This window comes from Rheinheimera sp. B2H12 (genome assembly GCF_059620065.1).
The window spans coordinates 3,574,557-3,600,801 of sequence record NZ_CM184363.1; the positions used below are offsets into that span (position 1 = coordinate 3,574,557).

General features: G+C 55.3%; 6 protein-coding genes. All 6 read right to left on the bottom strand.

The window, feature by feature from the left end; all coding sequences use genetic code 11:
• Window positions 1-10: 10 nt before the first annotated feature.
• The 6 genes from AC53GJ_RS15410 to AC53GJ_RS15435 are packed head-to-tail and all read right to left on the bottom strand — an operon-like array spanning window position 11 to window position 26,218.
• Window positions 11-748 carry a thioesterase II family protein gene (locus AC53GJ_RS15410; protein WP_496729004.1) on the bottom strand — a complete coding sequence of 246 codons (738 nt, stop codon included), beginning with the start codon at window positions 746-748 and terminating at the stop codon, window positions 11-13.
• A gap of 11 nt (window positions 749-759) precedes the next feature.
• Entirely contained in the window at window positions 760-4,497 is a 3,738-nt protein-coding gene (locus tag AC53GJ_RS15415) for a beta-ketoacyl synthase N-terminal-like domain-containing protein (protein WP_496729006.1), read from the bottom strand.
• Window positions 4,498-4,519: 22 nt separating this feature from the next.
• On the bottom strand, window positions 4,520-9,382 hold the full coding sequence (locus tag AC53GJ_RS15420; RefSeq protein ID WP_496729008.1) for an SDR family NAD(P)-dependent oxidoreductase: 4,863 nt from the start codon (window positions 9,380-9,382) through the stop codon (window positions 4,520-4,522).
• A 57-nt stretch (window positions 9,383-9,439) separates the two neighbouring features.
• The gene (locus tag AC53GJ_RS15425) at window positions 9,440-14,254 is read right to left on the bottom strand and encodes a beta-ketoacyl synthase N-terminal-like domain-containing protein (RefSeq protein WP_496729010.1); all 4,815 of its coding nucleotides are present in this window, start codon (window positions 14,252-14,254) and stop codon (window positions 9,440-9,442) included.
• Window positions 14,255-14,298: 44 nt separating this feature from the next.
• On the bottom strand, window positions 14,299-15,591 hold the full coding sequence (fabD, locus tag AC53GJ_RS15430; RefSeq protein ID WP_496729012.1) for an ACP S-malonyltransferase: 1,293 nt from the start codon (window positions 15,589-15,591) through the stop codon (window positions 14,299-14,301).
• Between the two features lie 22 nt (window positions 15,592-15,613).
• Window positions 15,614-26,218, bottom strand: a complete 10,605-nt coding sequence (locus tag AC53GJ_RS15435; protein WP_496729013.1) for an amino acid adenylation domain-containing protein — start codon at window positions 26,216-26,218, stop codon at window positions 15,614-15,616.
• Window positions 26,219-26,245: the final 27 nt, after the last annotated feature.

Below are 26,245 nucleotides of genomic sequence, written 5' to 3' on the forward strand. Positions count from 1 at the left end.
TTTACCGGCCTCACTGCACCAGCTCCGAGCCAGCGGGCAATTCGGACCAGCCAAACTGACGGCGGATGTATTGACAGATCACGGCATATTGCTGGTGAATGAAAAAGTGCGGGCCCCTCAGTTGCACCAGCCGAAATTGGCCACGACTATAGTGCTGCCACTGCTGAACTGCAGGCAGACTGACCATCGGATCCGCATCGCTGAAAATAAAGGTCAAATCGGCATAGGTCAGGCAGCTGGCTGGCTGAACCGGCCAGAGTTCACACAGCTGGTAATCACTGCGCAAAATCGGCAAAAACATTTTTTGTAGTTCCGGCTGGCGGAAAAACTCGGCAGCAGTGCCACCCAGGCTGTGGATCTCCGCTAAAAACTCGGCATCAGATAGCAGATGTAAAGTTCGTGGATACGGCAGATGCGGCGGATTACGGCCAGACAAAAATACCGCTTCAGGTTCTGGCAGGCCTGCCAGCACTATCTGCCTGAGTAATTCGGTCAACACCAGGCAGCCCATACTATGGGCATACAGCGCATAAGGCCGCAACCGGGCTACCCGCGCAATGTCGCTGAGTAAATCTTGTGCTAACACGGCAATCGAACTGGCAAAAGGCTCGATCATCCGACGCCCATGCCCCGGGTATTCCAGCATCACCAGTTCAATTTCCCGCCCAAGCGCTTGCCGCCATGGGGTAAAAATCAATTGCGCGCTGCCCCCGGCATAAGGGAGCGCAAATAAAACTATCTTGGCCATCTGAGTCTCCATCACGGCGATACGGGCATCACGGCATGCGGTTGCCACGGCGAGTCCGGTTCGATGTGCAGTTCCAGCCCAATCAGACTGGTGGCAGGCTGTTGTACCAGTTGCGCCAGCAGAGCCAGAAAAATCTGGCTTAAGCTGGCAATACGACGGGCACTGAACAAGCTGCTGGCGTATTCAAAGGTCAGCTGCAGTTCACCGTCCTGTTCCCGGCAATACAAGGTCAGCGCAAATTCCGCCACCCCGCTGTCCAGTTTTACCTCTGCTAATAACTCGCCAGCAGTCTGCGCCACATCCTGGTTATGCAACACAAAACAGAATGCCAGCGGCGCAGCCTGATCGGCAGCAGAGGACTGAGCCAACAGCGCCAGCACGTCTTCATAGCAATAGTGCTGCTGATCAAAATCGGCCAGGGTATTGGTTTTCAACCGGGCCAGCAGCTGTAAAAAGCTCTCAGTCGGCTGCAGAGACTCGCGCAGAACCAGCATATTCATCAGTAAACCAACCATAGGTTGCAACTGATGGTGCTGCCGGCAACTGACCGGTGTCACGATCAGAATGTCATGGCCAGCCCCAAGCCGGTACATCAACAACCGATACGCCGCCATCAACAGTACAAATAACGAACAGTGACTGCTGACCGCGAATTGCCGCAACAAGTTGCTCAGCGCGAGCGGAACCACCGTATGCCAGTTGCCGCCGCGCGGATCCGGCATTGCCGGCCCTACGAAATCGGTCGCCAGCCTCATGCCGAGCTGAGGCTTGGCTAGTTTTTGCTGCCAGTAAGCCGCCAACTGCTGATAGGGCTCCGTCTGACGTCTGGCCAGCACATCAACCGCATAATCCTGATAATTCAGCGACAACGCCGGCAGTTGTTGCCCCTGACGCAATAACCAGTATTCCCGCAGGAAAATGCCAATCGAGGTGCCATCCGTGATGCTATGGTGGAAATCCAGCAACATAAAATGCCGTTGCACAGCGGTGTTGAGATAACAGATCCGCCACAATGGCCCTGCAGTGAGCACAAACGGCTGCACTTGCGCAGTCACCACTTGTTGTAAGAGGGTACTGAGATCAGCAGATTGAGCAGGAACATCCACAAACTGGACTGGCACGGCCAACTCTGGCAGCAGCCGTTGCCGGATCTCGACTGTGGCCGCGTCGGCGGCCTGACGCTGAAAAAATTCACAGCGCAGACTGCTGTGCCGGGCCGCCAGTTGTTGCAGCACCGCGGTTTCCAGGGCCGGATCAGCCGGATTGGCCAGTTCCAGCAGTACAGTGACATGGTGGACTGTGCTGTGTGGATCTTGTAGCCAGGCCTGAAACAACCGTTGCTGCGCCGGCGTCACCGGATAATCTTCGGCTGCAGGCTGGCCTTGGATCAGTGCCGTGGATGCCGGATCATCGCCGCGTTCCAGCGCCGCAATTGCTTGCTCAAGGCCACGCTGCTGGCGCAGCCGGCTCAGAAAATCGGCCAGACAATCTGTCGCCAGCAGATCAGAAAGTTCGGCCTGCAACGACAGCATCCGGTTCAAAATAAACAAAATACGGGCTGCGGAGATTGAATCACCGCCTAAGGCATAAAAATTCTGACTGAGCTGCAGTTGCTGGTAACCCAGTGTCTGCGCGATGACAAAAGTCACCACCCGTTCCGCCAGTTGCGAGATTGAAGGCGCAGCGGTCGCTGCAGTCTCGCTCTCAGACAACGACAGCACCTGGCTTTTGCGCGCCTGCGGGTACATGGCTCGCGGATCGGCGTCTGTCGGCGCTGACAGCTGCTGGGCAACAGGAGTTGGCGCCATGAAAGCCGCCTGCGGATCAACAAACCAGTACCGCTGCGCTAAAAAAGGTTGTGGCGGCAGATGCAGACGTCTGGCATCCGTTTGGGCGAACAACAAACGCCAGTCGATCTGGGCGCCGGCCAGATAACAGTCAGCCAACTCGGTCAGATTGGCTTGCCGGCCGCTGGCCGTTAAATGCTGCAGTGCCTGTCGGGCCTGCTCACTTTGCCGCTGTTGCTGATAAGGCGGCAATGCCAGTTGTACCCCAGCCGGTAATTCATGGTACGCCGACTGCGACAACAGGCTGACAAGCTGTGCCAGTTGCTGGCTCAGTTCAGGCCAGTCACGACTGCGCAAGGTCAGGCGATAAGCATGATGGCTCCGGCCAACCGCCAGCGTGTAACTTAAATTCAGCAGCGACAAACTTGGCTGTGTCAGCACAAATTGCCAAGTCCGTCGCACCGTTTCCAGCAACAACGCCGGATCACGTGCTGATAACAACAGCAGATAATCCTGTTGTGCTGCCTGGTGCTGCAACTCTGGCTGGTATTCCTGCAGCACCAGGTGAGCATTGGTGCCAATCAGACCAAAAGAACTGACGCCTGCAGTTAACGGTGCTGGCCCTTGCCAGGGCTGGGTCCGGTCTGTGACATAGAGCGGACTCTGACAAAAATCAATAAAACTGTTTGGGGTGACAAAATTCAGACTGGCGGGCAGTGTACGGTGCTCCAGCGCCAGCAGAACTTTAATCAGCGAAGCCAGCCCCGATGCGCCGACGGTATGGCCGATATTGGTTTTCACAGAACCAATACCACAAAATTGCTTCTGGCTGCTATGCTGGCGGAACGCATCACTCAAGGCTTTGACTTCAATCGGATCTCCCAACTGAGTGCCGCTGCCAAAAGCCTCAACGTATGAAATGTGTTCCGGCTTGATCCCGGCCCGCTGCCAGCATTGCAACAACAACTCTTGTTGTGCTCTGGCATTGGGGGCGGTGATGCCATTCGAGCTGCCATCACTGTTCAGGGCGATGCCTTTGATCACGGCGTAAATGGCATCGCCATCTTTAGTTGCCTGTGATAACTCCTTAATCAGCACCGCAGCCACCCCTTCGCCCCAGACCGTGCCACTGGCGCGCTGATCAAAAGTGCAGACCTGTGCCACGGTATTTTCCATGGCACCGACCACATTTTTACCCGGTAAAAAGGTCAGGTTAATACCGCCCACCAGCGCCTGCTGACAATCACCGGCCCGAATGGCTTTGATGGCAGCATCCAAAGCGACCAGACCGGATGAACAGGAGCTGTCAATAACCTGAGCCGGTCCCCGCAAGTTCAGAATATACCGCAACCGCCCGGCCAGTAAGCCGGTCCAGGAGCCTGTCATGGTCTGAAAGTCGCGATGATGCATCGGAATAAAGTGCAGATAATTGTTGATCAGCCGGTGCGTGTGATCGTTGCCGATAAACACCCCCACCGCCTGCTGCGCCAAATCGCTGCGCTGATAGCCGGCATCTTCAATGGTCTCCAGCAACACCTGTAACATCAGGCGCTGATAGGGGTCCATATGCAAAGCCGCTTGTGGCGAGATCCCAAACAGCTGCGGATCAAAGGTATCCACCCGGTCTAAAAAGCCGCCCTGAAATAATGGCATGTCATCCGCCATAACTGCCTTTAAATCAGCCAGTCTTTGCGTCGGAAAGTCGCGAATACTGCTGCGTTCTGCCAGCAAATTCTGCCAGAACTCGGTTTTATTCTCAGCTTCCGGCAAGCGGCAGGCCAGCCCGACAATGGCGATATCGCCACTGGACTGCGGCGTCGGCTCCAACTGCCGATCCAGCAATTGTAAAAATTGTAATGCCTGCTGTTTATCCAGTTGCTGCGTCTGTACCTGCTGCAATAAAAATCGCTGCAAGGCTTTTTTGCTGATCTCGTGCTCTGACATCTGAGCCTGGACTGTCATCTGTTCCGTCTCCTGCGCCCTGTTACAGCTTGGCCATAATGGTATCCACCGACGCATCACCAGCGGTCAGACTATCCATTAATTGTTCCCAGTCAGGCTGCTGAGGGCTGGCTGCCGGTTGTGGTGTGCTCTGGGTTAACTTTTGTGCCAGATATTCCGCCAGCACATCAACCGACGGATAAGAGAAGATATCGGAGATATCCACCAGACCCGGATACTGCTGCTCAATCACCTTTAACAGATGGGTCGCAATAATTGAATTCCCGCCCATATCCTGAAAATTGGCGAATAAATCCAGCTCAGAGATCCCAAGCACAGCGGCATAAATACCAGCCAGCTCGATTTCGGTTGCGGTCATTTCATCCATGGATTTACCCAAAATTTGTAACTGCACAGCGCGTCCCGTCAGTTCGGTCTGCCGTTGCGGTTCCTGCTGCGCGGCCTGCAACAATTGCTGCCGTAATTCAGCGGCTAACCGACAAGGTAACTGCGGACTGAGCTGGTTTAACACGGCTGGATTGATATCGGCTGGCACCAGATACGCCACTGCGGCCGGCATGGCCAGACAGGATTGCACCTGATGTAAACGGGCAAATGCCTGTTGATTGGTCAACGCCTGAAACGGTGTCATCCCGGTGTCGAGCTGATAGTCCACCGCCATACCGGTTTCACTCCAGCTCGGCCAGTTGAGGGCATGCACCGGCAAACCTGCCCGACGGGCAGGTGCCACTATCGCATCCAGAAAAGCGTTGGCAGCGGCGTAATCGCTTTGCCCTTCGCCGCCGAGTAAACCGGTAATAGATGAATACAGGCAGATAAAATCAGTGCTTTGATGTTGCATGGCCGCCAGGATATTCACTGTGCCCTGCAATTTTGCCGCCAGTACCTGGCGGAAAGTGTCTGCTGACTTTCTCAGCACAAAACCATCTCCCGCCACCCCGGCGGCATGGAACACGCCATTGATCCGACCAAAACCTGTCAGTAACGACTGCACCAGCGCCTCGGTTGCCTTGGCATCCGTCACATCCAGCCTGACATAACTCAGACTGGCGAGCTGAGTTTGCAACTGACTCAACAGTGCATATTTTTCGCCGTGCTGGCGCTCTGCTGGTGTTTGCCCCGACTCCGCCAGCGCTGCCCATGCTGCGGGCGGTGCCAGTTCAGCCCGACCAGCCAGCACCACATGCAACCGGCCATGACTGGCCAGTTCGGCGGCGGCTGCCAATCCCAGGCCACCCAGCCCGCCCGTAATCAGATAGACCCCATCCTCGGCATAAGCTGCAGCAGCCTGCGCTGGTAACTGAATGGCAGCCAGTTCTTGCTGATACAGGCTGTGCTGATCCAGCACGAAGATTTGCCCGGCGGGTAATTGCTGGCACAAGTCATACCAGTCCAACGCAGCACTGGTCAGTGCTGCCAGCGCCGCAGCACTGACATCAAGTACTTTACAGGGAATAGCGGCAGCTTCCATGGCAAAAGATAAGGCAAACAAAGCACTGGCGGCAGCCAGCGGGTTGCTGACTGCATCAGTGCCTGCAATATCTGGCTGCGGTGTGTAAGCACCACAACTGAGTAATTGCAAGCCACCACTGAGCCGATATTTGCGCTCAAGCAAAGCTTTGGCCAGTAAAAACAGCGCATCCAGACTGAGTTGCTGCTGCAAGGCATGCACCTCTGGCTGCTTCCAGCTGGCTGTCGGCGCAGCATGTAACTGGCAGGCCCAGACCAGCGTATCAATTCCCTGCGCCAGCGCACTGTCCAGCAAGGTCGCAATGCCATTGGCATCGGCGACAAAACGCCCAGACTGCACGTCGGTGGTGGCACTGGTTAACACCGCATGCCGCACGTCAATCCCGGACGCTTGCCACAGGCTGGCTAATTGCTGGCCATCCGGCTCTGACAGTTGCTCTGCACTAATCAGCAATACGGTTGCCGGTTGCAGGTCTGACCTGGCGGCTGGCCGCTCCACGCTCGTCCAGCGCATCCCGACAAACTCAGGCCGCGCTGGTGTGTCCTGAAAAGCAAAACTATGCACTTTTTTCGTGATATATCCCTCTGCGCGCGCAATCAGCCGACCTGACAGATCGGTCATCACCACATCATAACTATGGGTTTCTTCTTCGCCCGTCATAGGCCCGTTCGCCAGCACTCTGCTATACATCGGACTGCAAAACGGCTGATACAACTGGAAGGATTTATACATAAATGGCAAATAAGTATGGCCCGTGGTCTGGCTGACCAGATTCATCGCATTATCGAGCATCGACGGATGGATTTGATAATCCGCTAACTCAGCCACCAACGGCTCCGGCAACGCCAGCCGGGCCAGGGTTTCAGCACCGGCATGCCAGACCGACCGCACCGTGTCCCAGTGGGGCCCGAACTGAAAGACGCCGGTATCGGCTTCGGCCATATATTCAGCAATAACCATACTGGCCTGCTGCTGCACCCGCTGGTAACCCTGATCCTGCACCTGACTGTCGGTCAAAGGCCGGATAACACCTTCAACATGCTGCTGCCAGTGGCTATCATCCTCGGGCCCGCGACTGCTGATTTGAAAAAGGCAGTTTGTACTGTTGATGTCCCGACTTAATCGCAGGTGCAATACCCGCTGTTGCTGTGTATGCACCACCATAGGTTGCAGAAAAAACATATCCGCCAGCGTCAGCGCACGCAGCCCTAAAGCCTCTTTTGCCGCGACTCTTGCCATCTCCAGGTAAGTGGTACCTGGCACCACGCCAGTGCCATTAATTTTGTGATCGGCCAGCACCCACTGCTCTTCATTGCTGAACAAGGCTGCAAACAACCATTCTTCCGCCTGCTCGGTGCGCTGATGATGCACCAGTTGGCCAAGTAACGGATGCAACTGAGCGGAGAAACCTGCCACCTGACTGACTTTCGTTTCGGCCCAGTAGCGGACCCGCTCCAGCGGATAACCTGGTTGCGCCAGCCGCTGCCGACGTTCCTGCCGATAACATTGCCGCCAGTCCACTTCCGCCCCCTGGCAATAGAACGACGCTAGCTGACTTAATAATTCAGGCTGCGGCTGACTGAGGTAAAGCTGTAAACACGAGGCCGCCTGCTCACTCAGTTGCTTACGTTCGCGCTCTGTCAGATCGCCAGCCTGGCGCTGTGTTTTTTTCTCACTGACCATCTGATGCCCGCCGAAACTGATCCCTGCCGCCACGGATCCATCCAGCACTTGTAACGCCTGTGTCAGCCGTTGCTTCAGCTCAGCTTCGGTCCGGGCCATCACGCAGAGCCGGTGGTTATAATGGCCACGGCCAACCGCAGCGGTATAACAAAGGTCGGCTAAATTCCAGTTGTTGTCAGCAACAAACAGCAGATACCGATTGAGATAGTCCCGCAGAATACTGAGTTTTTTCGCTGAAATCGTCAGGCAATACAGGGATTGTGTCGCCGGCAGAACTGGCCGGGCTGGTGCTTCTGCCACCACCATATGACAATTGGTATGATTAAAGCCAAAAGAGCTAATCCCGGCCCGCCGCACCGCCCCTTCCGGTATTGTCCAGTCTTGCAGACGATCGGCCACATACAGCGGACTGCCAGCAAAATTGATATAGGGATTTGGCTGCTGAAAATTAATCGTGGGTGCAATTTGCCGGTGTTGCATCGACTTGATGACTTTGAATAAGGACGCAATGCCAGACGAAGCCACTAAATGCCCCATATTGGTTTTCAGCGAGCCAATGGCACAAAATTGGGCTTTGTCGGTGTAACGCCGGAATGCCTTGCTGAGGGCTTTAAATTCGATGGGATCACCAAGCACAGTACCGGTGCCATGCGCTTCAATATAACTGAGACTTTCCGGATGGATACCGGCATTTTGCCAGGCTTTGACAATGACAGCTTCCTGCGTCTCCGCATTCGGGGCTGTCAGGGCATTAGAGGCTCCGTCATTATTAATGGCACTGCCATCAATCACCGCGTGGATCGGATCACCATCTGCCAGCGCCTGACTCAGCGGTTTGAGCAGCACCATCGCCACACCTTCCCCCCAAACCGTGCCATTGGCCTGCGCATCAAAAGTGCGGATCACATTATCTTCTGATTCGACCGAACTCATGTTCATGCCGCCCTGGTACTTTGACTTCAGCTCGCCATGCACCAGATTAACGCCACCGGCCAATGCCAGGCTACACTCACCGCTGAGGATGGCTTTACAGGCCATATGCACCGATACCAGACTGCTGGAGCAGGCGGTATCCACCAGCATACTCGGCCCCCGCAGGTTAAACAGATAGGAAATCCGGCTGGCAATAATACTTTCCCAGGACCCCGTCAGTTGCATTGGATCTTTTTTGCTGTTAAAGCGATAAAACGCAACATTGGTGCCTTCCCGGCCAATATACACACCGGTATCAGTGCCAAATAAAGCCTCACCACCATAGCCAGCATTCTCCATCGCTTCCCAGGCCACTTCCAGGGTGAGTCGCTGATTCGGATCCATGTGGATAGCTTCGTTGGGTGGGATACCAAAAAAAGCAGCATCAAATTTATCGACATCCTGCATATAACCGGCAGGGGCAAACACATCATCCAGATCTTTCAGGACCAGCGCATTCCCGGTCAGATACTCCAGATAATAAGGATTACGCATAATAGGTTCGATATCTTTGCGTCGGCCAAGCGGATAATCCACGATACAGTTCAGGCCATCCCTTAATTGCTGCCAGAACGCTTCGGCATCTTCTGCCTGCGGAAAGCGGCCTGCCATCCCAATGACGGCAATCCGTTCTGCGGCTACAGCCGGCATTGGTGGCGATTGCTGTTGTGCCAACTCCAGCAACAGCTGTTTCGCTTCGTCCTGCGCTAATTGCTGAGTTGCCACCTGTCGCAGAATATAAGTTTTTAAGTTATTCATTCGCTTGCAATCCTTTTGTCATGCTATGGCAGTGCCGGCTAACTGCGGCACTGATCCTTAAATTAGTTGCTGAGCTTGTTCAAGGCTGATCTCTCCGGCAGCCAGCCGGGCCAGTTGGGTCGCTAAATCAGCGGCTACCAACTGAGATGCCGCCGGACTGGTCCGACTGGACGTTGTCGTTGCGGCAAGGCTGGCTTGGTGCTGGCGCAGCAGTGCGGCCTGCTGGCGGACTGTGGCACTGCTGAACAAATCCGCCATATCTAGCGCGCCGGGAAAACGCGCGGCAAAGGCTTTGTATTGCTGGGTGACCAGAATAGAGTTGCCGCCCAAGTCATTAAAATGTTCATCTACCGCCAGTTCGCTGACGCCCAGCACCTGAGCCCAGACCTCGGCCACGGCCAGGTCAAACGCATCCGGCTGCGCAATACCCAGCAAGCTGACCACTGCGCTGCCGCCTTGTGCTGTTACAGAGCTTTGCTGCAACTTGCGCAACAAGGCAGGCTCAAACAACAAAGCACTCTGGGTCACGTCGGTTTGTGGCCGGCTCAGATTCAGGTCGGCCGCCAGCACCACGGCCGGGGCCGCTGGATCTGACAGCAGGGTCAGCAACCGTTCCAGCGCGTCTTCAGTCAACAACGGCAAAAACAGTTCCTCCTCACTGACGGCACCGTAAGCTTTGGCGATGCCAGTTTCCCGCCAGGCCGGCCAGCAAATGGATAATGCCGTTAAACCACGCTCCCGCCGCTGCAACGCCAGCGCATCCATAAACCGGTTGGCAGCGGTGTAATCGCTTTGTCCGGCTTGCACAAACCAGGATGCGACTGAGGAATACAGCACAAAAAAATCCAGTTCATCTGCTGTGGTCAGTTGATCCAGCCAGTAAGCGCCCAGCATTTTTGGGGTCATCACGGCGAGGGTGGTCCTGTCGTCTTTATGCAGCAAAAAGCCATCGCCAGCCCGGCCAGCCGCATGGATCACGCCGGATAACCCCGCCACCGACTGTTGCCGGATCCTGTGCAGTAACGCAGCCATGGCAATCGGATCCGCCACATCCACCGCCTGATACTCGACAGTCACTTCGGCGGTTTGTAGCCTGCGAAGCTGCTGCTGTCTGAGCGACACAGCCTCCGTCGCTGTGGTCATTGCTGCATTGTCATCATGCGCTGGCAACGGCGTAGTCCCGGTTAAGATCAACTGGATCTGAACTTGTTGTGCCGCCGCCAGTTGCGTCAGTTTTTCCGCCAGCGCCAGCCCGAGCCCGCCACAGCCACCGGTGATCAGATAACTGCCGCCCGGGCGCAATACCAAAGTGTGTGCTGACGGCGCAGCCTGATAGGCACTGATACATTCTCGGTGCCAGCCGCCTTGTTGCCAGATAAAACTGCTGGCCGCATCCTGCGCGGGCGAGTGCTGCCACAATTGCGATACAGCCGTCAGGACAGCTGCAGGCGCTTCCGACAGGTCAATTTGCAGGTTTTTTAACTGTAACTGCGGATTCTCTGCTGCAGCCACCTGGGTATAAAGCGCCAACGCCGCCTGCAGCGGATCCGCTGCGGTGGCAAGCCCGGAGCAGATCACCATACCGGACTTAGCCGTTATTTTTTGCCGGATACAATGTTGCAGCAGTTGTTGTAAGGCCAGTAAAGCAGCCGGTGCCTGTTCAGGCGACGATAAGGACCAGGCCGCGGTGTAAATCAACAGTCCGAACTCAGCGTCCGCCCAAGCGGCAGAGTCGGCCGACAATAAGTGTGCTGCGGATTGCATGCTGACTCTAGCGCCGGCTTGCTGCAGCGCCTGTTGTAACGCCACTGTTGCCGCATCCTCACCAATCAGCAACACCGACTGCCCCGCAACTGCCACAGGGCTGATGGCTGATGGTGCCGGGCGCAGGTCTAACTGATAAAACTGCGGCTGTAGTTGCCGGTTCAACAACGGCAAGGTGCCAAACTGGCCGGCTTTTTTGATACCGTAGCGACCAACCCGGCCGCATAACTGACCTGTTGCGGTAAACATCAGCACCGAAAAACAGACCACTTCCGCTTGCCGGTCGCCTTCTGGTTGCAGATAAAACCAGCAATCCTGCGGCAAATTCTGCCAGATCTGCAGTTCCTGATAAAAAAACGGCAGATATAAATCTCCCTGACCGACTAAATGGTTCGCCGCATTAATCGCGGTATCCAGCAGCGCCGGATGATAACGATACTGTGATAAATCATCGCGATAAGCTGCAGCAAAGCTGAACTGAAACAAATATCCGCTGGCTGTGGCATCGGTAAAACCAGCGACAAAACTGCCATACCAGCGGGCACTGATTGCCAGACCACGACTGACATCTTCCTGTACCTCAAAGGCAATCTGCTGGCTGCAGCGCTGTTGCAGCTTGGCCAGTTGCAGCTCTGCAGGCAGTTGCGGTGGTGGCTGATGGAGCAGTGGCTGACCAGTGGCGCTGGCGTGTTCCTGCCACTGCTCATCCGCTGCCAAACTGCAGAGACTGATCCGAAAACCATCCGCTTGTGCTTGCCACTGCAAATGCAATTCTGCAGTACTGGCCTCAGCCAGCACCAAGGGCTGCAGAAACTGGATATGCTGAAACAGCAACGCCGGTTGGCTTTGTCGATAATATCGACACGCCAGTTCAAGCATCATTTCGACGTAACAAGTCCCTGGCAACACCGCGACACCGGCAATTTTATGCTCAGCCAGCATCCAGTCCCGCGTACTATGTAATGTTTTGCGACCCAGCCACAGCTCGCGACTGATCACGATGTGATCCAGCAACGGATGGCGCTGCAATGCAGTACCGCCATGACCCGGCTGATAACCACCGCGATGGAGCGCCAGTTGCTCCGCCGCCGCGCTCGGTTTTAACCAGCAGGATTGCATCTCGTAGGGATAACCCGGCAGGGATACCCGCTTGCCCTGATAAGATGGCACCGGTAAATCAGCGCCATGCAGATAACAATCCGCCAGAGCACGGATGACAGTACCGGCTGCTGCCGCTTGCACTGTGCTGCCGAGCTGGCTGGATAACTGCCTGGCCTCTGCGCTGTAATGTCGCTGCTGGCTTTGGGTGACTCGCCACAGCGCAAAGGAACTGGCACTGTCTGTCGGCAGCGCCGTAACGGCCTCATCATCGCTGATCAGCTGAAAAGCGCCACACTGATAACTGCCACTTTGCTCAGTCAGAAAGTGTTGTAATGCCGCCGCAAGTGCTGCCGTATCACGACCCCAGACCGCTAAACGCTGGTTAAAATGGGCCCGGCCAGTACTGGCGGTAAAACACAGATCTGCAGCCGACAGCGCTGGTTGCTGCTGACAGACCCGCAGATAACGTTCTGCCAGGGTCTGTAATGCCGCCGGACTGCGCGCCGATAAAGGTAACAGGTACAGTAACGGCAATTCTGCAGCGGCAGCCGTCGCCACCTGCGCTGGCGCTTCTGCTATCACCAGATGACAGTTGGTGCCACTGAGCCCGAAAGAACTGACGCCAGCAAGCCGGAGCTGACCCGGACTCACCTGCCAGGGTCTGAGCCTGTCATTCAGATACACCGGCGACTGCTCAAACGCAAGCTGCGGGTTTGGTGTCTGAAAATGCAGACTTGGCGGAATTTGCTGCTGTTTGAGTGCCAGCACCACTTTGACCAGTCCTGCCATCCCGGCTGCATTATCCAGATGACCTACATTGGTTTTGACACTCCCCAGCGCACAAAACTGCCGGCGTGTGGTATGTCGGCTGAACGCCTGACGGATGGCACTGAGTTCCACCGGATCGCCAAGTCGGGTCCCGGTGCCATGCGCTTCGAGGTAAGTTAAATCGGCCGGATCTATCCTGGCCGCTTGCCAGGCCGCCTGTAACAAGGCCGCCTGTGCACTGCTGCTCGGCGCCGTTAACCCCATGGAACGACCATCCTGATTCACGCAGCTCGCCTGGATCACTGCATGGATCTGATCACCATCCTGCAAAGCGCGGGATAATGGTTTTAACATCAGCGCAAATACGCCTTCCCCGATCGACATGCCGTCGCTGCGGGCATCAAAAGCCTTGGTTTGCCAGTCCGCCGCCAGGTTGTCGGCAATATCACGGGCGCCTATGCCAGTCTCGGCTTTCATCGGCAAGGGGACCAGATTCACATTCACAGCAGCCGCCAGCGCTTGCTGACAATCCCCTTGCGCCAGAGCCCGGCAGGCCAGATGAACCGCCACTAACGCCGATGAACAGGCGGTATCGACCACTAACGCCGGGCCGGTTAAATCCAGTAAATAGGAGATGCGGCCAGCCATCACAGAACGAATGTTGCCGGTAATGGCAATTTCGGCGGCATCAGGCTGCAAGGTATCAATCAGCGCCCGGTAATCTTCACCAAAATCATGGCTGGCACCGATATACACCCCCGTCTGGCTGCCACGGATAGCTGAGCCGGCATAACCGGCATCTTCCAGAGCATGATAACAATGCTGCAACAATAAACGTTGCTGGGGATCCATCAGACAGGCTTCCTGGCGTGACAGACCAAAAAAGGCAAAATCAAACTCATCAATCCGCGGCAGAAAAGCAGCCTGAAAATAGTCCTGTTGCTGATACCAGCCTTGCGCGGCATTCAGTCGCAAATAATCGGCTAATTGCTGCTGCCGCAGCAATGACAGCTGATCGATATCACTGCAACCGGTGGCCAGCAGTTGCCAGAAAGCGGTTAAATCAGCCTGGTTCCCAACCTGACCCGCCATCCCGATGATTGCGATGGGCAGTGCTGCAGCAGTACCACTGTTGTGCTGCAGTTCTTGCTGTACTGCTGCAGGCTGGAGCTGCTGCAGGGGCAATGGCACCTGACTGGCAGGCAACAACTGATCCAGTGCGATATCTCTAAGATCCACGTTTATGTCCTTCTAAGCCGCATTTGCGCACAGTTAACCAACTGTTAACTAACAATTTCTGGCAGTTCAGCCAGTAATGCTTCCGTTTGCGTCATCCGCAAAATCTCGTACAACCGTTGTTGTTGTTCCTGCTGCGGTACCTGCTTGCTGATCATGATTTGTCGCAGCCACCTTAACCCCTGTTGCATCTGACTGAGATCCGGCGTCGCCTGAGCGGACTCTAATTGCTCATGTAACTCACGCAGCCGCTGGTAAGGCAGCACCACCCCTTCACGATAACTGTGCTCATCAAAATTCTGATTGCGGGTCGCCACCGCCACCGCCAGACATTTGCCTAAAAATGCCGGCCGCTGTGCCAGGTTCCGAATGTCGATTTCCAGCTGTCGCTGTAACGGGGCGGCATCTTCCTGCTGATCCAGTGAAAACACCTGTGCTTTGGGTAAAATCATCTGAGTCAGTTTTTTCAGCACCACCCCAGGCCCGACTTCCAGATAAAGATCAATCTGAGCACTACTGAGTTTCACTGCGCTGAACTGTCCGGCGGCTAACTGCTCCAGACTGTCCTGCCACAACACTGGGGCACAAATTTGCTGCAGCAGACTGCTGGCGATGTCTGCGCCATGCGGATAGGGCTGTGCATTCACATTGGCAATCACCGGAATTTTTGGCGGATGAAACCGAATTTGCTGCAGCAGTGGCTGCAACTGGGCAACGGCTGGCTGCATCAGTGGACTGTGAAAAGCGCCACTGACCCGCAACATAATACAACTGGCCCCAGCGGCTTTGAGCGCTATCTCGACCTGTGATAAAGCAGCCACAGATCCGGACAACACCAGTTGTGCCGGAGAATTATAATTGGCAATCACCAGGCTGCTGCCATAGCCGGGTTGTAACTGACAGATCTGTTCAACCTGAGCTCTTGGCAGCTTGACCACTGCCATCATCGCCATATCACCTGGTGCACAGCAGGCTGCCATCGCTTCCCCACGCGCCTTGGCCAAGGTTAAACCATCGGCAAAATCAAGCGCTTCAGCGGCAATTAACGCACTGATTTCGCCAATGGAATGGCCGGCCAGGACCACAGGTGTTAAACCTGTGCTGGCGACAAAGTGGCGATAGGCTGCCACGGCACACAGCACCAGGGCGGGTTGGGTATATTGGGTCTGATTCAGCACCGCAGCCTGTTCCTGAAAACATAACTTCACCATATCCAGTGCCAGGACTTCCCCAGCCTGCCGGAACAATTGGCGCGTGGCTTCATCTTGCTGGTACAGTTGCTGCGCCATCCCGACATACTGGGATCCCTGCCCAGGAAACAACATTGCGATATTTTTCATAACTATCCCTTACTTCCTTTGATTAAACGGCGACGGATTTTTCGCTGGCAACCGCGGTTTGCAATAACCGCAGATACAAGCTGGCCAGCGCTCTGATTTTGTCCGGACATAAGCGTGAGCCATTAAAGATCAGCCAGCCTGCTTGCGCAGCAGTGTCCATTGTCCAGCTCAAATCAAATCCGGTAGCTAATTCGGCTGGCCCTGCGGCCGGTGTGACTGCCGCCTCAGACCAGAGGATAAACACGCCATGCGGATGTTGCGGCCCCAAGCGAGGACAAGCGGGCCTGATCGCATTTATTTGACGCAACTGATGAACAGACTGCACCAACTGCTCGGTGGTCGATAGTTCGGTAAAATTCAGCTCGATGTGCTGATAACCGCCAGCAGTCGCCAGGCACAGCGACAGCACTTGTTGTGCCAGCAACTTATGCAACAGCAAGGCGTGCATCGCCAGCAACACATCGGCCTCTGTGACCTGTAATGACTTGCTGAAGTGGCGTAACTGACGGCTGACATCGCTGTCCCAGCTCAGCGGTACCTGATACAGTCCAGCCTGGGCCGGATGACTGAGAAAATAGTCTGCCGGTAGCCGCAGCTCAGTCGCGGTCCAGTCAGCGGTCTGCGGCTGCTGCCGGTTACTGATGAACTGAGCCAGTTGCTGCAGTGTCGGATGGGCAAACAAATCGGCAACATCCAGCAGCCCTGGGTAATGTAATTCCAGTTCGTGATGCAGCATCACCAGACTCATCGAATTGCCACCCAGTTCGAAAAAGCTTTTGTCCGCCGCTAACTGGGCATGCCCAAGCAACTTTCGCCATAGCTTGCGGACATTGGTCAGTACTAAATCCGTGTCGTCGGTGGCAGAAGGCAGGCTGCATGCCTGCGCAGATTGCAACTCTGCCCATTGTGGCAACCGACTGCGATCGACTTTACTGTTCGCGGTTAAAGGCAAGGTTTGCTGCAACACAATAGCGGCGGGGATCATCGGCTCGGGTAACAGCTGGCGTAACTGCGCCTGGAGTTGCCGGTTAAATTCCGCAGCATTTAAAGCGCTGCCCGCCTGGCTGGGCGTCGCAAATGCCACCAGTGCTGGCTGACCGGCCAGATCCTGTTGCAACACCACCACTGCCTGAGCCACTTGCGGACACTGCAGCAGTACCACTTCTATTTCAGCCGGCTCAATCCGATGCCCGCGTAATTTAATCTGATGGTCAACCCGGCCAAGCATGATGAGCTCACCATTCTCCTGCCAGCGAACCCGATCACCTGTCCGGTACATGCGGGCACTGTGCGGCGAGCTGGCCGTCGGAACCTGTCCGTCCTGCCGGAATGGATTTGGCAGAAAAACCGCCGCAGTGCGTGCTTTGTCATGCAGGTAGCCGATGGCCAGTCCGGCGCCAGCTATCCATAGCTCACCACTGCAGCCGGGGGCAACTAACTGCTGCTGGCTGTCCAGTACATAAAATTGGGTGTTGCCGATGGGCCGGCCCAGGGTCACCACCCTACTCTGTGTCAGTTCCTTCACCGCTGACCAGACGGTGGTTTCGGTTGGACCGTACATATTAAAAATCCGCAACTTCGGCACTTGCTGCAGTGCAGCCAGATGCTGTACCGGAAAAGCTTCGCCACCGATACATAGATGACTGAGCCCTGCCAGCGCCGTCGTCGTCTGCTGGCCCTGAAGTAACAACTCAAGGCGGCTGGCTGTCATCTGTGCCACGGTAATACGCTGCTCCTGCAACAAGGCCCGCAATAAAGCAGGATCGCGTTGTTGCTGTTCGCTGGCCAAAATCAGCGTCCCGCCCTGACACAGAGTGACAAAGACTTCCAGCACAAAAATATCAAAGCTGACCGACGTTAATCCTAAGGTGCGTGCCTGCGCTGGCCAGCACAGCTGCTCTGTCATCGCATGAATAAAGTTCACAACACTGCGCTGGCTGATCAGAACCCCTTTTGGCTGCCCGGTCGAACCTGAGGTAAAAATACAATAAGCAGGCAACTCCGGCCGGGCCGCGCCCAACACTGAGTTCGCCCTGTCATTGTGCTCGTCCGGGAGCTGCGCCGTCAGGGTGCCAAGCTCAAGTAACTGACCAGAACCACTGGCCTGCCATGCGGAGTCGATATCGGGCTGCGCTGCCAGAGTTTCTGCGGTGGTCAGCAGTACTTTTGGCTGACTTTGTCCGAGCATCTGTAGGATCCGGGCTGTCGGATACGCCGGATCTAACGGCACATAAGCGGCCCCCAACTGCTGCACCGCCAGCATCGCCACAATCAAACCACTCTGCCGGGGTAACAGCAGAGCCACCAAATCAGCGGGACCAACCCCACGCTGAGCCAGCTGTGCACTCAACTGCTGCACGGCCTGATTTAATTGCTGATACGTCAGACTGGCATCCGTTGCCACCAGTGCCAATTGCTGGCAGTGTGTGGCGGCTGTGGCGGCAAATAATTCTGGTACTGTCGGCAGACTGTGATAATCCCGCTGCGTCTGATTGAAGTGAGACAGCAACTGCTGTCGCTCTGCCGGGGTCAACAGACTGATCTGCGCCAGCGACTGGCTGGGTTCCGCCAGCACCTGCTGCACTATCCATTGATACTGACTGGCAAATCTGGCTGCAGTACTGGCCTGAAACAAACTGCTGGCATACATCAGCCGGCCGGTGATCTGGCCGCGTTCAGTGGTCAGTTCCAGGGTCAGATCAAAGGCCGATGCCGTCACCGCGACCGGGACGGTAACGACCTGCAGATCTGCACGCTGTAATGAGCGCTGCTCGCCGGTTTCATAGATAAACATGGTGTCAAACAACGCATTACGACTTAAATCGCGCTCAGGCTTCAGGTTATCAATCAACTGCTCAAAGGGAAGCTGGCTGTGCTGATAAGCCAGTTGACATTGTGTCGCTAACGCCGCCACCAGCGCCGGCACATTTTCAACACTGTCCAGACGGGTTCTGATTGCCAGTGTCTGTGCAAACATGCCTAAAGTTCGGGCAAATTCGCTGTTGCCACGCTGGTCAACCGGCACCCCAACGGTCAGATCCTGCTGACCGCTCAGTTTATGCAGCAACAGCAGATAACAGCTAAACAGCAAGGTAAAAGGAGTGCAGCGTAATTCACCGGCGCGCTGTCGCAATAACGCTGTGGTGTCCGTATTGAACTGGAAATTGCTCACTGCACCACGAAAATCCTGTTGTGCTGGCCGCGGATAGTCGGTCGGTAACTGCAGAGGTTCAGGTAAATCAGCAAATTGCTCGATCCAGAATTGCAGTTGCTGGCGCGATTGTGACGAAGTGCAAAAGCTTTGTTCACGTTCGACATAGGCTGAGTAGTCGGCACCGGGCGGCGGTAACGCATCTCCCGCATACAGACTGAACAGCTCTTCAATCAACAAAGAAACAGAAATACCATCAAAAATTAAATGACTGAATTCCAACAATAACCAGTGCTGCTGTTGCTGTTCATCCATCGACAGTGTCAACCGCCACAAAGGCGCACTGGTGATACTGAGCGGCTCTGCAGCGGGCTGCAGCGGCAACATGGTAGTCGATTCGGCCTGGGCCTGGGCCTGGGCCTTACGGTGCAGAACCCGCAGCGGCAACACAACGTCGGTGCTGACATCACGCCTGACTTGTGCCGTCGTTTGCTCAGTCTGGCGATCACTGACCCACTGATAACCAGTGCGAAGTGCAGCGTGACGCTCAATCAGCATGGTCAGAGCACGCCGGAACTTTGCCAGATCCAATGCACCGCTCAGTTTAAAACCACCATTAATCCGGTAGGCCTGCTCGGCGCCAGGGAAGTGGCTCAGCACAAACATCCGGCGCTCTTCCGACGATAACGCATGGCTGCGTGTCAACAAATCGGCAGCAGAGCCGTTTCTGGCAGGCTGATCAGGACTGAGAGTACGGAAGCTGAACCCACCCTGCCTCAGGGTCACTGTGGCATATTTGATGGCCGCGACTATCTGCTGGATGTCTGCCGGCATATGCGCTGTCGAAAAAGCACCTGCGCGGTTCTCCCAGACGTAACATGCATAAATACCTTTTTGTAACAACAGCTTAAAAAATAAATCTGCTTCCAGCGATAACAATTCTGGCTGCACAGACGGCAGCAGATCATAACGGTAAACCGAGCTGAAATAATTAATCCGCAGCGGTACCTGCTCAGTCAGGAAAAAATCATTCACCTGCTCAGCAAAAGCCGTGGTCAGGTGATCCAACCGGCGTTGCAGCGCACCATCATCCTGCTTTAATCTTGTCAGCACTGCATGCGCCGCAGCCATCGCCAGGGGATGTTTACAGAAAGTTCCGGCAAAAAACGTCGTCTGCACCTGAGGGCGTTCTGCTTTGCGCTGACTGGATAACCAATCACCGCCGTCAATGGCATTCATCCAGCGAGCACTGCCTGCCAGCACGCCAATTGGCATGCCGCCGCCGACAACTTTGCCATAAGTGACTAAATCAGCTTGAATACCAAAGCGTTGCTGGATACCACCAGGATGGCAACGAAAGCCAAATACCATTTCATCAAAAATCAGTGCTATACCGGCATCCGCGGTCAATTGCCTCAGTTTTTGCAGATAAGCCACCGGTTGCAGCGCCGGGTTTCGGCTTTGCACAGGTTCAACCAGGATCGCAGCCAGTTCATCCCGATGCTGCTCGATTTGCAGCAACGACCTCTCCGAGCCATATTTCAGCACCAGCGTATCATCCACCATCGAGGGCACCACCCCGATCGCCATAGGTGCAGTCCCTTCCGCACTGGCCTGGGCCAGCACGCCATCAAAAGTGCCATGGTAGGAGGTGGAAAACCGCACCACTTTACGGCGACCGGTGACAGCCCTGGCCACCCGTAAGGCAGCCATCACTGCTTCGGTGCCCGAATTCGTAAAAGCAACCCGTTCGACGCCGGTCAGTTCAGTAATCAATTTGGCAACTTCGCCAGCCAGTGCCGATTGCGGTCCCAGGATCATGCCTTTATGGAGCTGATGGCTGATAGCCTCGACAATAAAGTCAGGATTATGACCAAACAAGTTACTGGTAAAGCCAAGACAGGTATCGATAAACTCATTGCCATCCAGATCGGTAAAACGACAGCCACTGGCCCGCTCGGCAACGAGCAGATAACCCAGTTCTGCCGTTTCTGGCTGATAATGCGCCCGTAATAACCAATCAGCCAGATGCAGGCTATGCGAACTGGCATTGGCTTTAGAGCTCGGTGTGCGTTCTGTGATCTGCTTTGTTAAATCGTCCACAAAGTGCTGCTGCTGCAGATTTAACGAGCGCGGGGTCCAGCTGATAGGCGCAATACGAGGCAAAACGGTTTCCACGCGCTGCGGCGACCGGACACTGCTTGCTGCTTGCAGGGAGCCGACGTCACTGGCAATCAGCGGCCCCGACGCTGCCGAAGCTCCGGCACCCGCACTGGCCAGCAATTGCAGTTGCTGTTCCATCACTTGCAATTGCTGCTTTATTAACAGTTGCAACTGCGGTATTGCCGCTGGCGGCTGGGCAGTCGATACCGCCGCCACTGGCAGTTGGGCAGTCGCAGCACTGGTCAGATCAGAGTCAGCCACTGCAGTGGCTGACTCTGGCTGCACTGGCATCTGCTCAAGCAGATAGCTCGCTAACCGCAGCGGGGTATATAAGCACTGAAAAAAGTCATTCAGGCTAATTTCAACCTGGAAACGCTGCTGGATGCCCCGACCCAGTTGCACCAGCATCAGCGAATCCAGCCCGAGTGATAACAAATGAACTTCTGGCCCCAGTTCCTCTTCATCAAAACCAGCAATCTCGGCCAGCATCTGACAAATCTGCAGTGCGAGCTGCCCCGCCAGTGCAGTGTCGGCCACTGCCACTGTTGACTGCACGATTTTCGCCGGAGCTGCCAACCGTTCAGCAGCTTCAGACACCTGGACCTCGGTAGCTGGTTCTCGGATCTCAAACCAGCAGGGCTGGCGGGCAAACTGGGTATTTGGCAATAGCGGCAACTGGCAAGGTAAGCTCTGATACCACTGCTGCCAGTCCAGTTGCAAACCTGCCTGATACAGCTGCGACATACTTTCTTGCCAGTGACGCCAATCATCTTTGCCGGAACGCAGCGATGGCACCAGTAACAATTCGGTCTCAGGACAGGTTTCAGCCACCAATGCTGTTAACGTGGCTGTGCCACCAATTTCAATAAAGCAACGTGCACCGGCCGCCACCATCTGCTGTAAGGCCGCGGTAAACTGGACCGGACTCACCAGTTGGCGTTGCCAGTAAGCTAAATCTGTCGCGCTGGCCGCATCCAGTTCAGCGCCGCTGACGCTGGAATAAAATCGGCACTGCCTGGTACCGGACACCAGCGGCGACAGCCCGGCGATCAGGGACTGTGATTCCTCAGTCACCAGCGGGCAATGAAAGGCATGCTGCATTGGCAACACCTCGGTAAATACCCGGGCGCGACTGGCTAGTTGGATCACTGCTGCCAAGGCTTCAGGGGTACCGGCAATGGTCATATTGGTTGGTGAATTCACTGCAGCTATCCAGACATTCCCCACTTGCGCACACCATTGCGCCACCTGGGATTCCGTCGCCAGAATAGCCGCCATCGCCCCTGACGCCTGGCTGTTACGCATTAACTGACCACGACGACTGACCAGCACCACCGCCATCTCCAAGGGTAACAAACCTGCGGTCACAGCTGCTGCATACTCACCAATACTATGGCCAAGTACGGCCGCCGGACGGATGCCTAATGAGCGCCACAACGCGGTTAATGCATAAGCCATACTAAAGGTCAGCGCCTGGCCAAACGCTGGATCTTGCTGCAGTGGCTGTTCAGCTTGTTCGGTCAGGGCCAGATGCAGATTGATACTCAGTTGTTGCTGAAATAACTGAGCGCAAAGATCAAAGGCGGCCCGGAACACGGCTTTTAACGGATACAAGCGCGCAGCGATCGCCGGATAAACCGCGCCCTGGCCGGTAAATAAAAATACCGGTTGTACCGAGGCCTGAAACTTAGGCACAGCCCGCAGTACTGACAGCTCTTGCTGCTGGAATTTGGTTAACTGTCGCGCCAGTTTGGTGCGCAACTCAGCAAAAGAGCTGACAACAGTACTGAATCTGGCCGGATAATCGCTGCGCATCAGATTACTGGCCTGACAAAAACGACCAAATTCAATGCCTTCCAACTGCGGGAGCTGCTGCAACAGATACTGTAAATTGTGGTGTAAACTTGCAGCCGATACTGCGGACCAGCTAAACAAAAACGGCGCTTGCTCTGCTGTGGTGCCAGCACTGTCTGGTTCGGACGACACTGCCGCCGCAGACCAGTGTTGCAGTATTAAATGGGCGTTGCTGCCATTGATCCCGAGCGATGTGATAGCACCGAGCCTGCTGTTGCCTGCGGGCCAGGCCGTGTTTTCCCTGACCAGCTGTAATGGGGACTCAGCCCAGTTGATCAACGGATTGGGCTTTTGCAAATGCAGATTGGCTGGGATCTGACCATGTTGCAGCGCTAACACCAACTTGACTAAACCAGCCATACCAGCAGCGGCTTCCAGATGGCCTAAATTGGATTTAACACTGCCCAGCAATAACGGGCGCTGCCTGCCTGCAAAGACTGCAGCCAACGCCGCAGCCTCCTGCGGATCTCCCAAACGGGTGCCAGAGCCGTGCGCTTCCAGGTAATCAATCTGCCCGGCGTCGCAACCTGCCTGTTGCAATGCCTGACGGATGACGCGTTGCTGCGCAGCGCTATTTGGCACTGTTAAACCGCCATGATGACCATTATGATTCACTGCAACAGCGCGGATCACCGCCAGCACCGGATTGCCATCCTGGATCGCTTGCGCCAGCGGTTTTAACATGACAGCAGCAGCGCCTTCACTGCGGATATAACCATCTGCCGCATCATCAAAGCTGCGGCAACGGCCAGTGGCAGACAGCGCATTCAGTTGGGAATAACTCAGATGACCGTCAGGTTTTAAAATCAGATTGACGGCCGCAACCAGCGCTTGCTGGCAACTTCCCTGCCGCAATGCCTGGACTGCCTGATGCACCCCAACCAGTGAAGATGAACAAGCCGAATCTAAAGCAATACTTGGACCTTCTAAGCCAAAGACGTAGGAAATTCGGCCTGCGGCGGTATTAAACATATTGCCGGTTGAGGCATAAGGCCCAGTCGGGTGGCCCAAATCACGGCCGACCTGGGCATATTCAGCAGAGGAGATCCCGACGAACACTGCGGTGTCTGATCCCTGTAACGCCGGGACCGCAAAGCCGGCATTTTCTATCACTTCGTGACAGACTTCCAGCAACAGCCGCTGTTGGGGATCAATGGCCTGAGCTTCTTTCGGTGCTATGCCAAAAAAGTGCGGGTCAAAACCACTGATATCCGCCAAAAATGCGCCTTCCTGTCCACTGTGCGGCAGATTTTTTTGCGGATCCTGCGACCAGCGGTGGCTTGGCAGCGGAGCCACCGGATCCTGTCCGCTGCAGAGCAATTGCCAGAACGCAGCCGGCGTGGCCGCCTCTCCCGGGAAACGACAGGCCATACCGATAATAGCAATATCCTGCCCGGCAGACAGCCCGGCCGTTGCGCTGTCAGTTGCCGGTGCTGCCGGTGCTGCCGAGCGGGCCGCCAGCATACAACTGGTCAGTGCATCAACACTGGCGTGATCCAACACCGCGACTGCCGCCATTTCAACCGCAAACTCAGCTTCCAGTTGCTGTTGCAGCTGTAACAACCGGCTGGATGCCAGCCCAAGATTAAAAAAACTCTGCTGGTCATCCAGCGCCGACAGGCCGGTCTGTTCCAGCACTAAGGCGCGGATCCGTTGCCGGATGTTTTGTTCAGTCGTCAGCAATTCACCGGCTGACATCGAGGCAGACTCTGCGGCAACAGCCTGCAACCCACTTTGCCGTGACTGCGCTGTAGCTGCCAGTGCTTCGTCAAAATCGCCAGCCAGAAATTGCTGTCGTAACCGGAAGCGCTGTACTTTACCACTGGTGGTTTTGGGGATCCGCTCTACCGGCACCACATAACTGACCTCCAGCGCAAAGTGCTGCCGGATGATGTCGCGTACCTGAATCGCCAGCGGGCTAAAGTCCTGCCACTGTTTTTTATAATAAACAAACACAGCCAGTTGCTCACCGGCATTGGCCGGTGCCGGAATGGCACAGGCAATATACTGATTGAGGGCAGCATCACCAACGACTTGCAAAATGGCCCTTTCAATATCATAGGGAAAGTAATTCACGCCGCCCTGGATAATCATTTCTTTTAACCGGCTGGCAAACACCAACCGGTCTTGCCAGATAAAACCCAAATCTTCGGTATTGACCCAGCCATCGGGCCGGACCGCTTTTTTCGTGGCGGCTGGGTTTCGGTAATAACCTGCTGTGACATTCCCACCGCGGATTTCGATACACCCTACCACCCCTGCCGGCAGTTCTTGTCCAGTTCCATCCGTGATCCGAACCTGCATTGATGGAAACACCACACCACAATCCACTAGCGTGATCGCCGCCGGATGCTCCGCCTCAACCGGCACAAAGCGGTCATGCAGATTGAGTTTGGTTCTATCTGCGATCAGGGTTCGAACGCCATCGGCAAAGTCACACAACGACACCATCAGTGATGCTTCAGCTAAACCATAAGCACAACGCATGGCACCGGCAGGCATGCCGTATTGGGCCATTTCTTCGCAAAAAGCCTGGCACAGCTGGGGTGAAATGGGTTCAGCGCCATTGACGATAGTGCGGATACAGGACAAGTCCCAGTCCCAGCGTTCATGCCGGCGTCGTTTATACAGTTTTAACAAGTGCTGGTAGCCGAAATTCGGCGAACCGAGAATACTGGCGCGATGCTTATGCACGGCCTGTAGCCAGATAGCCGGGGACCAGACATAAGTTTTAGTCGGAATATGTACTTGGGGTAATGCCGCGACCAGCGGCGTCAAATGAAAAGCAATCATACCAAAATCATGTGATTTCGGTTTCCAGGTTAAAAACACATCACTGTCGGTCAGACCAAAAGTCAGCCGCATATCTTCGATGTTCACCAACAAATTACGATGCGTCAGCACCACGCCTTTTGGCTGTCCGGTGGAACCGGAGGAAAACTGGATAAATGCAATGTCATCTGGCCCGATCTTGGCCGGTAGCGCCAACTCGGCGCTGGCAACCTCAGTGTCAGCGATCACCCGCAGCTTCGGCTGCACCTGCTGGCGAAAAAATTCAGCGGCCTGGCCGGTCGGATCAAAGTTGTCGGCATGTTTCAGTAAACGCTCAAAGGTATCAGTCCGATCCGTCACTAGCCATGGTGCCCGTAGCACCGGCCAGACACTGGCAATTTTTTGGGCATGATCGGGTACATCGGCAAAAGCTAAAGGAATGGGGACAATCCCCCCCAGTAAACAAGCCCAATAAAGTTGTAAAAAGGGAGATAAATCATCCAGTTGTAATACCAGCTCATCACCAGGCTGCACACCATGACTGCGCAGCAGACTCAGATAGCGCCGCGCGCCCTGCCATAACCCGTCATAACTGAGAAATTGTTCATCCTGCAGACTATTGGTAAAAAAAATACCGTGCTCACTTTTTGCGGCCTGTTGCAGTGCCTCATTTAACGTTTGATACATAGTGCTTCGTCCTTGCCTGACTCAGGT

What these genes read in the sequence shown, in the direction of transcription:
- AC53GJ_RS15410 (WP_496729004.1), bottom strand. Translation starts at nt 748, where the DNA reads ATGGCCAAGATAGTTTTATTTGCGCTCCCTTATGCCGGGGGCAGCGCG.
- AC53GJ_RS15415 (WP_496729006.1), bottom strand. Translation starts at nt 4,497, where the DNA reads ATGACAGTCCAGGCTCAGATGTCAGAGCACGAGATCAGCAAAAAAGCC.
- AC53GJ_RS15420 (WP_496729008.1), bottom strand. Translation starts at nt 9,382, where the DNA reads ATGAATAACTTAAAAACTTATATTCTGCGACAGGTGGCAACTCAGCAA.
- fabD (WP_496729012.1), bottom strand. Translation starts at nt 15,591, where the DNA reads ATGAAAAATATCGCAATGTTGTTTCCTGGGCAGGGATCCCAGTATGTC.
- AC53GJ_RS15435 (WP_496729013.1), bottom strand. Translation starts at nt 26,218, where the DNA reads ATGTATCAAACGTTAAATGAGGCACTGCAACAGGCCGCAAAAAGTGAG.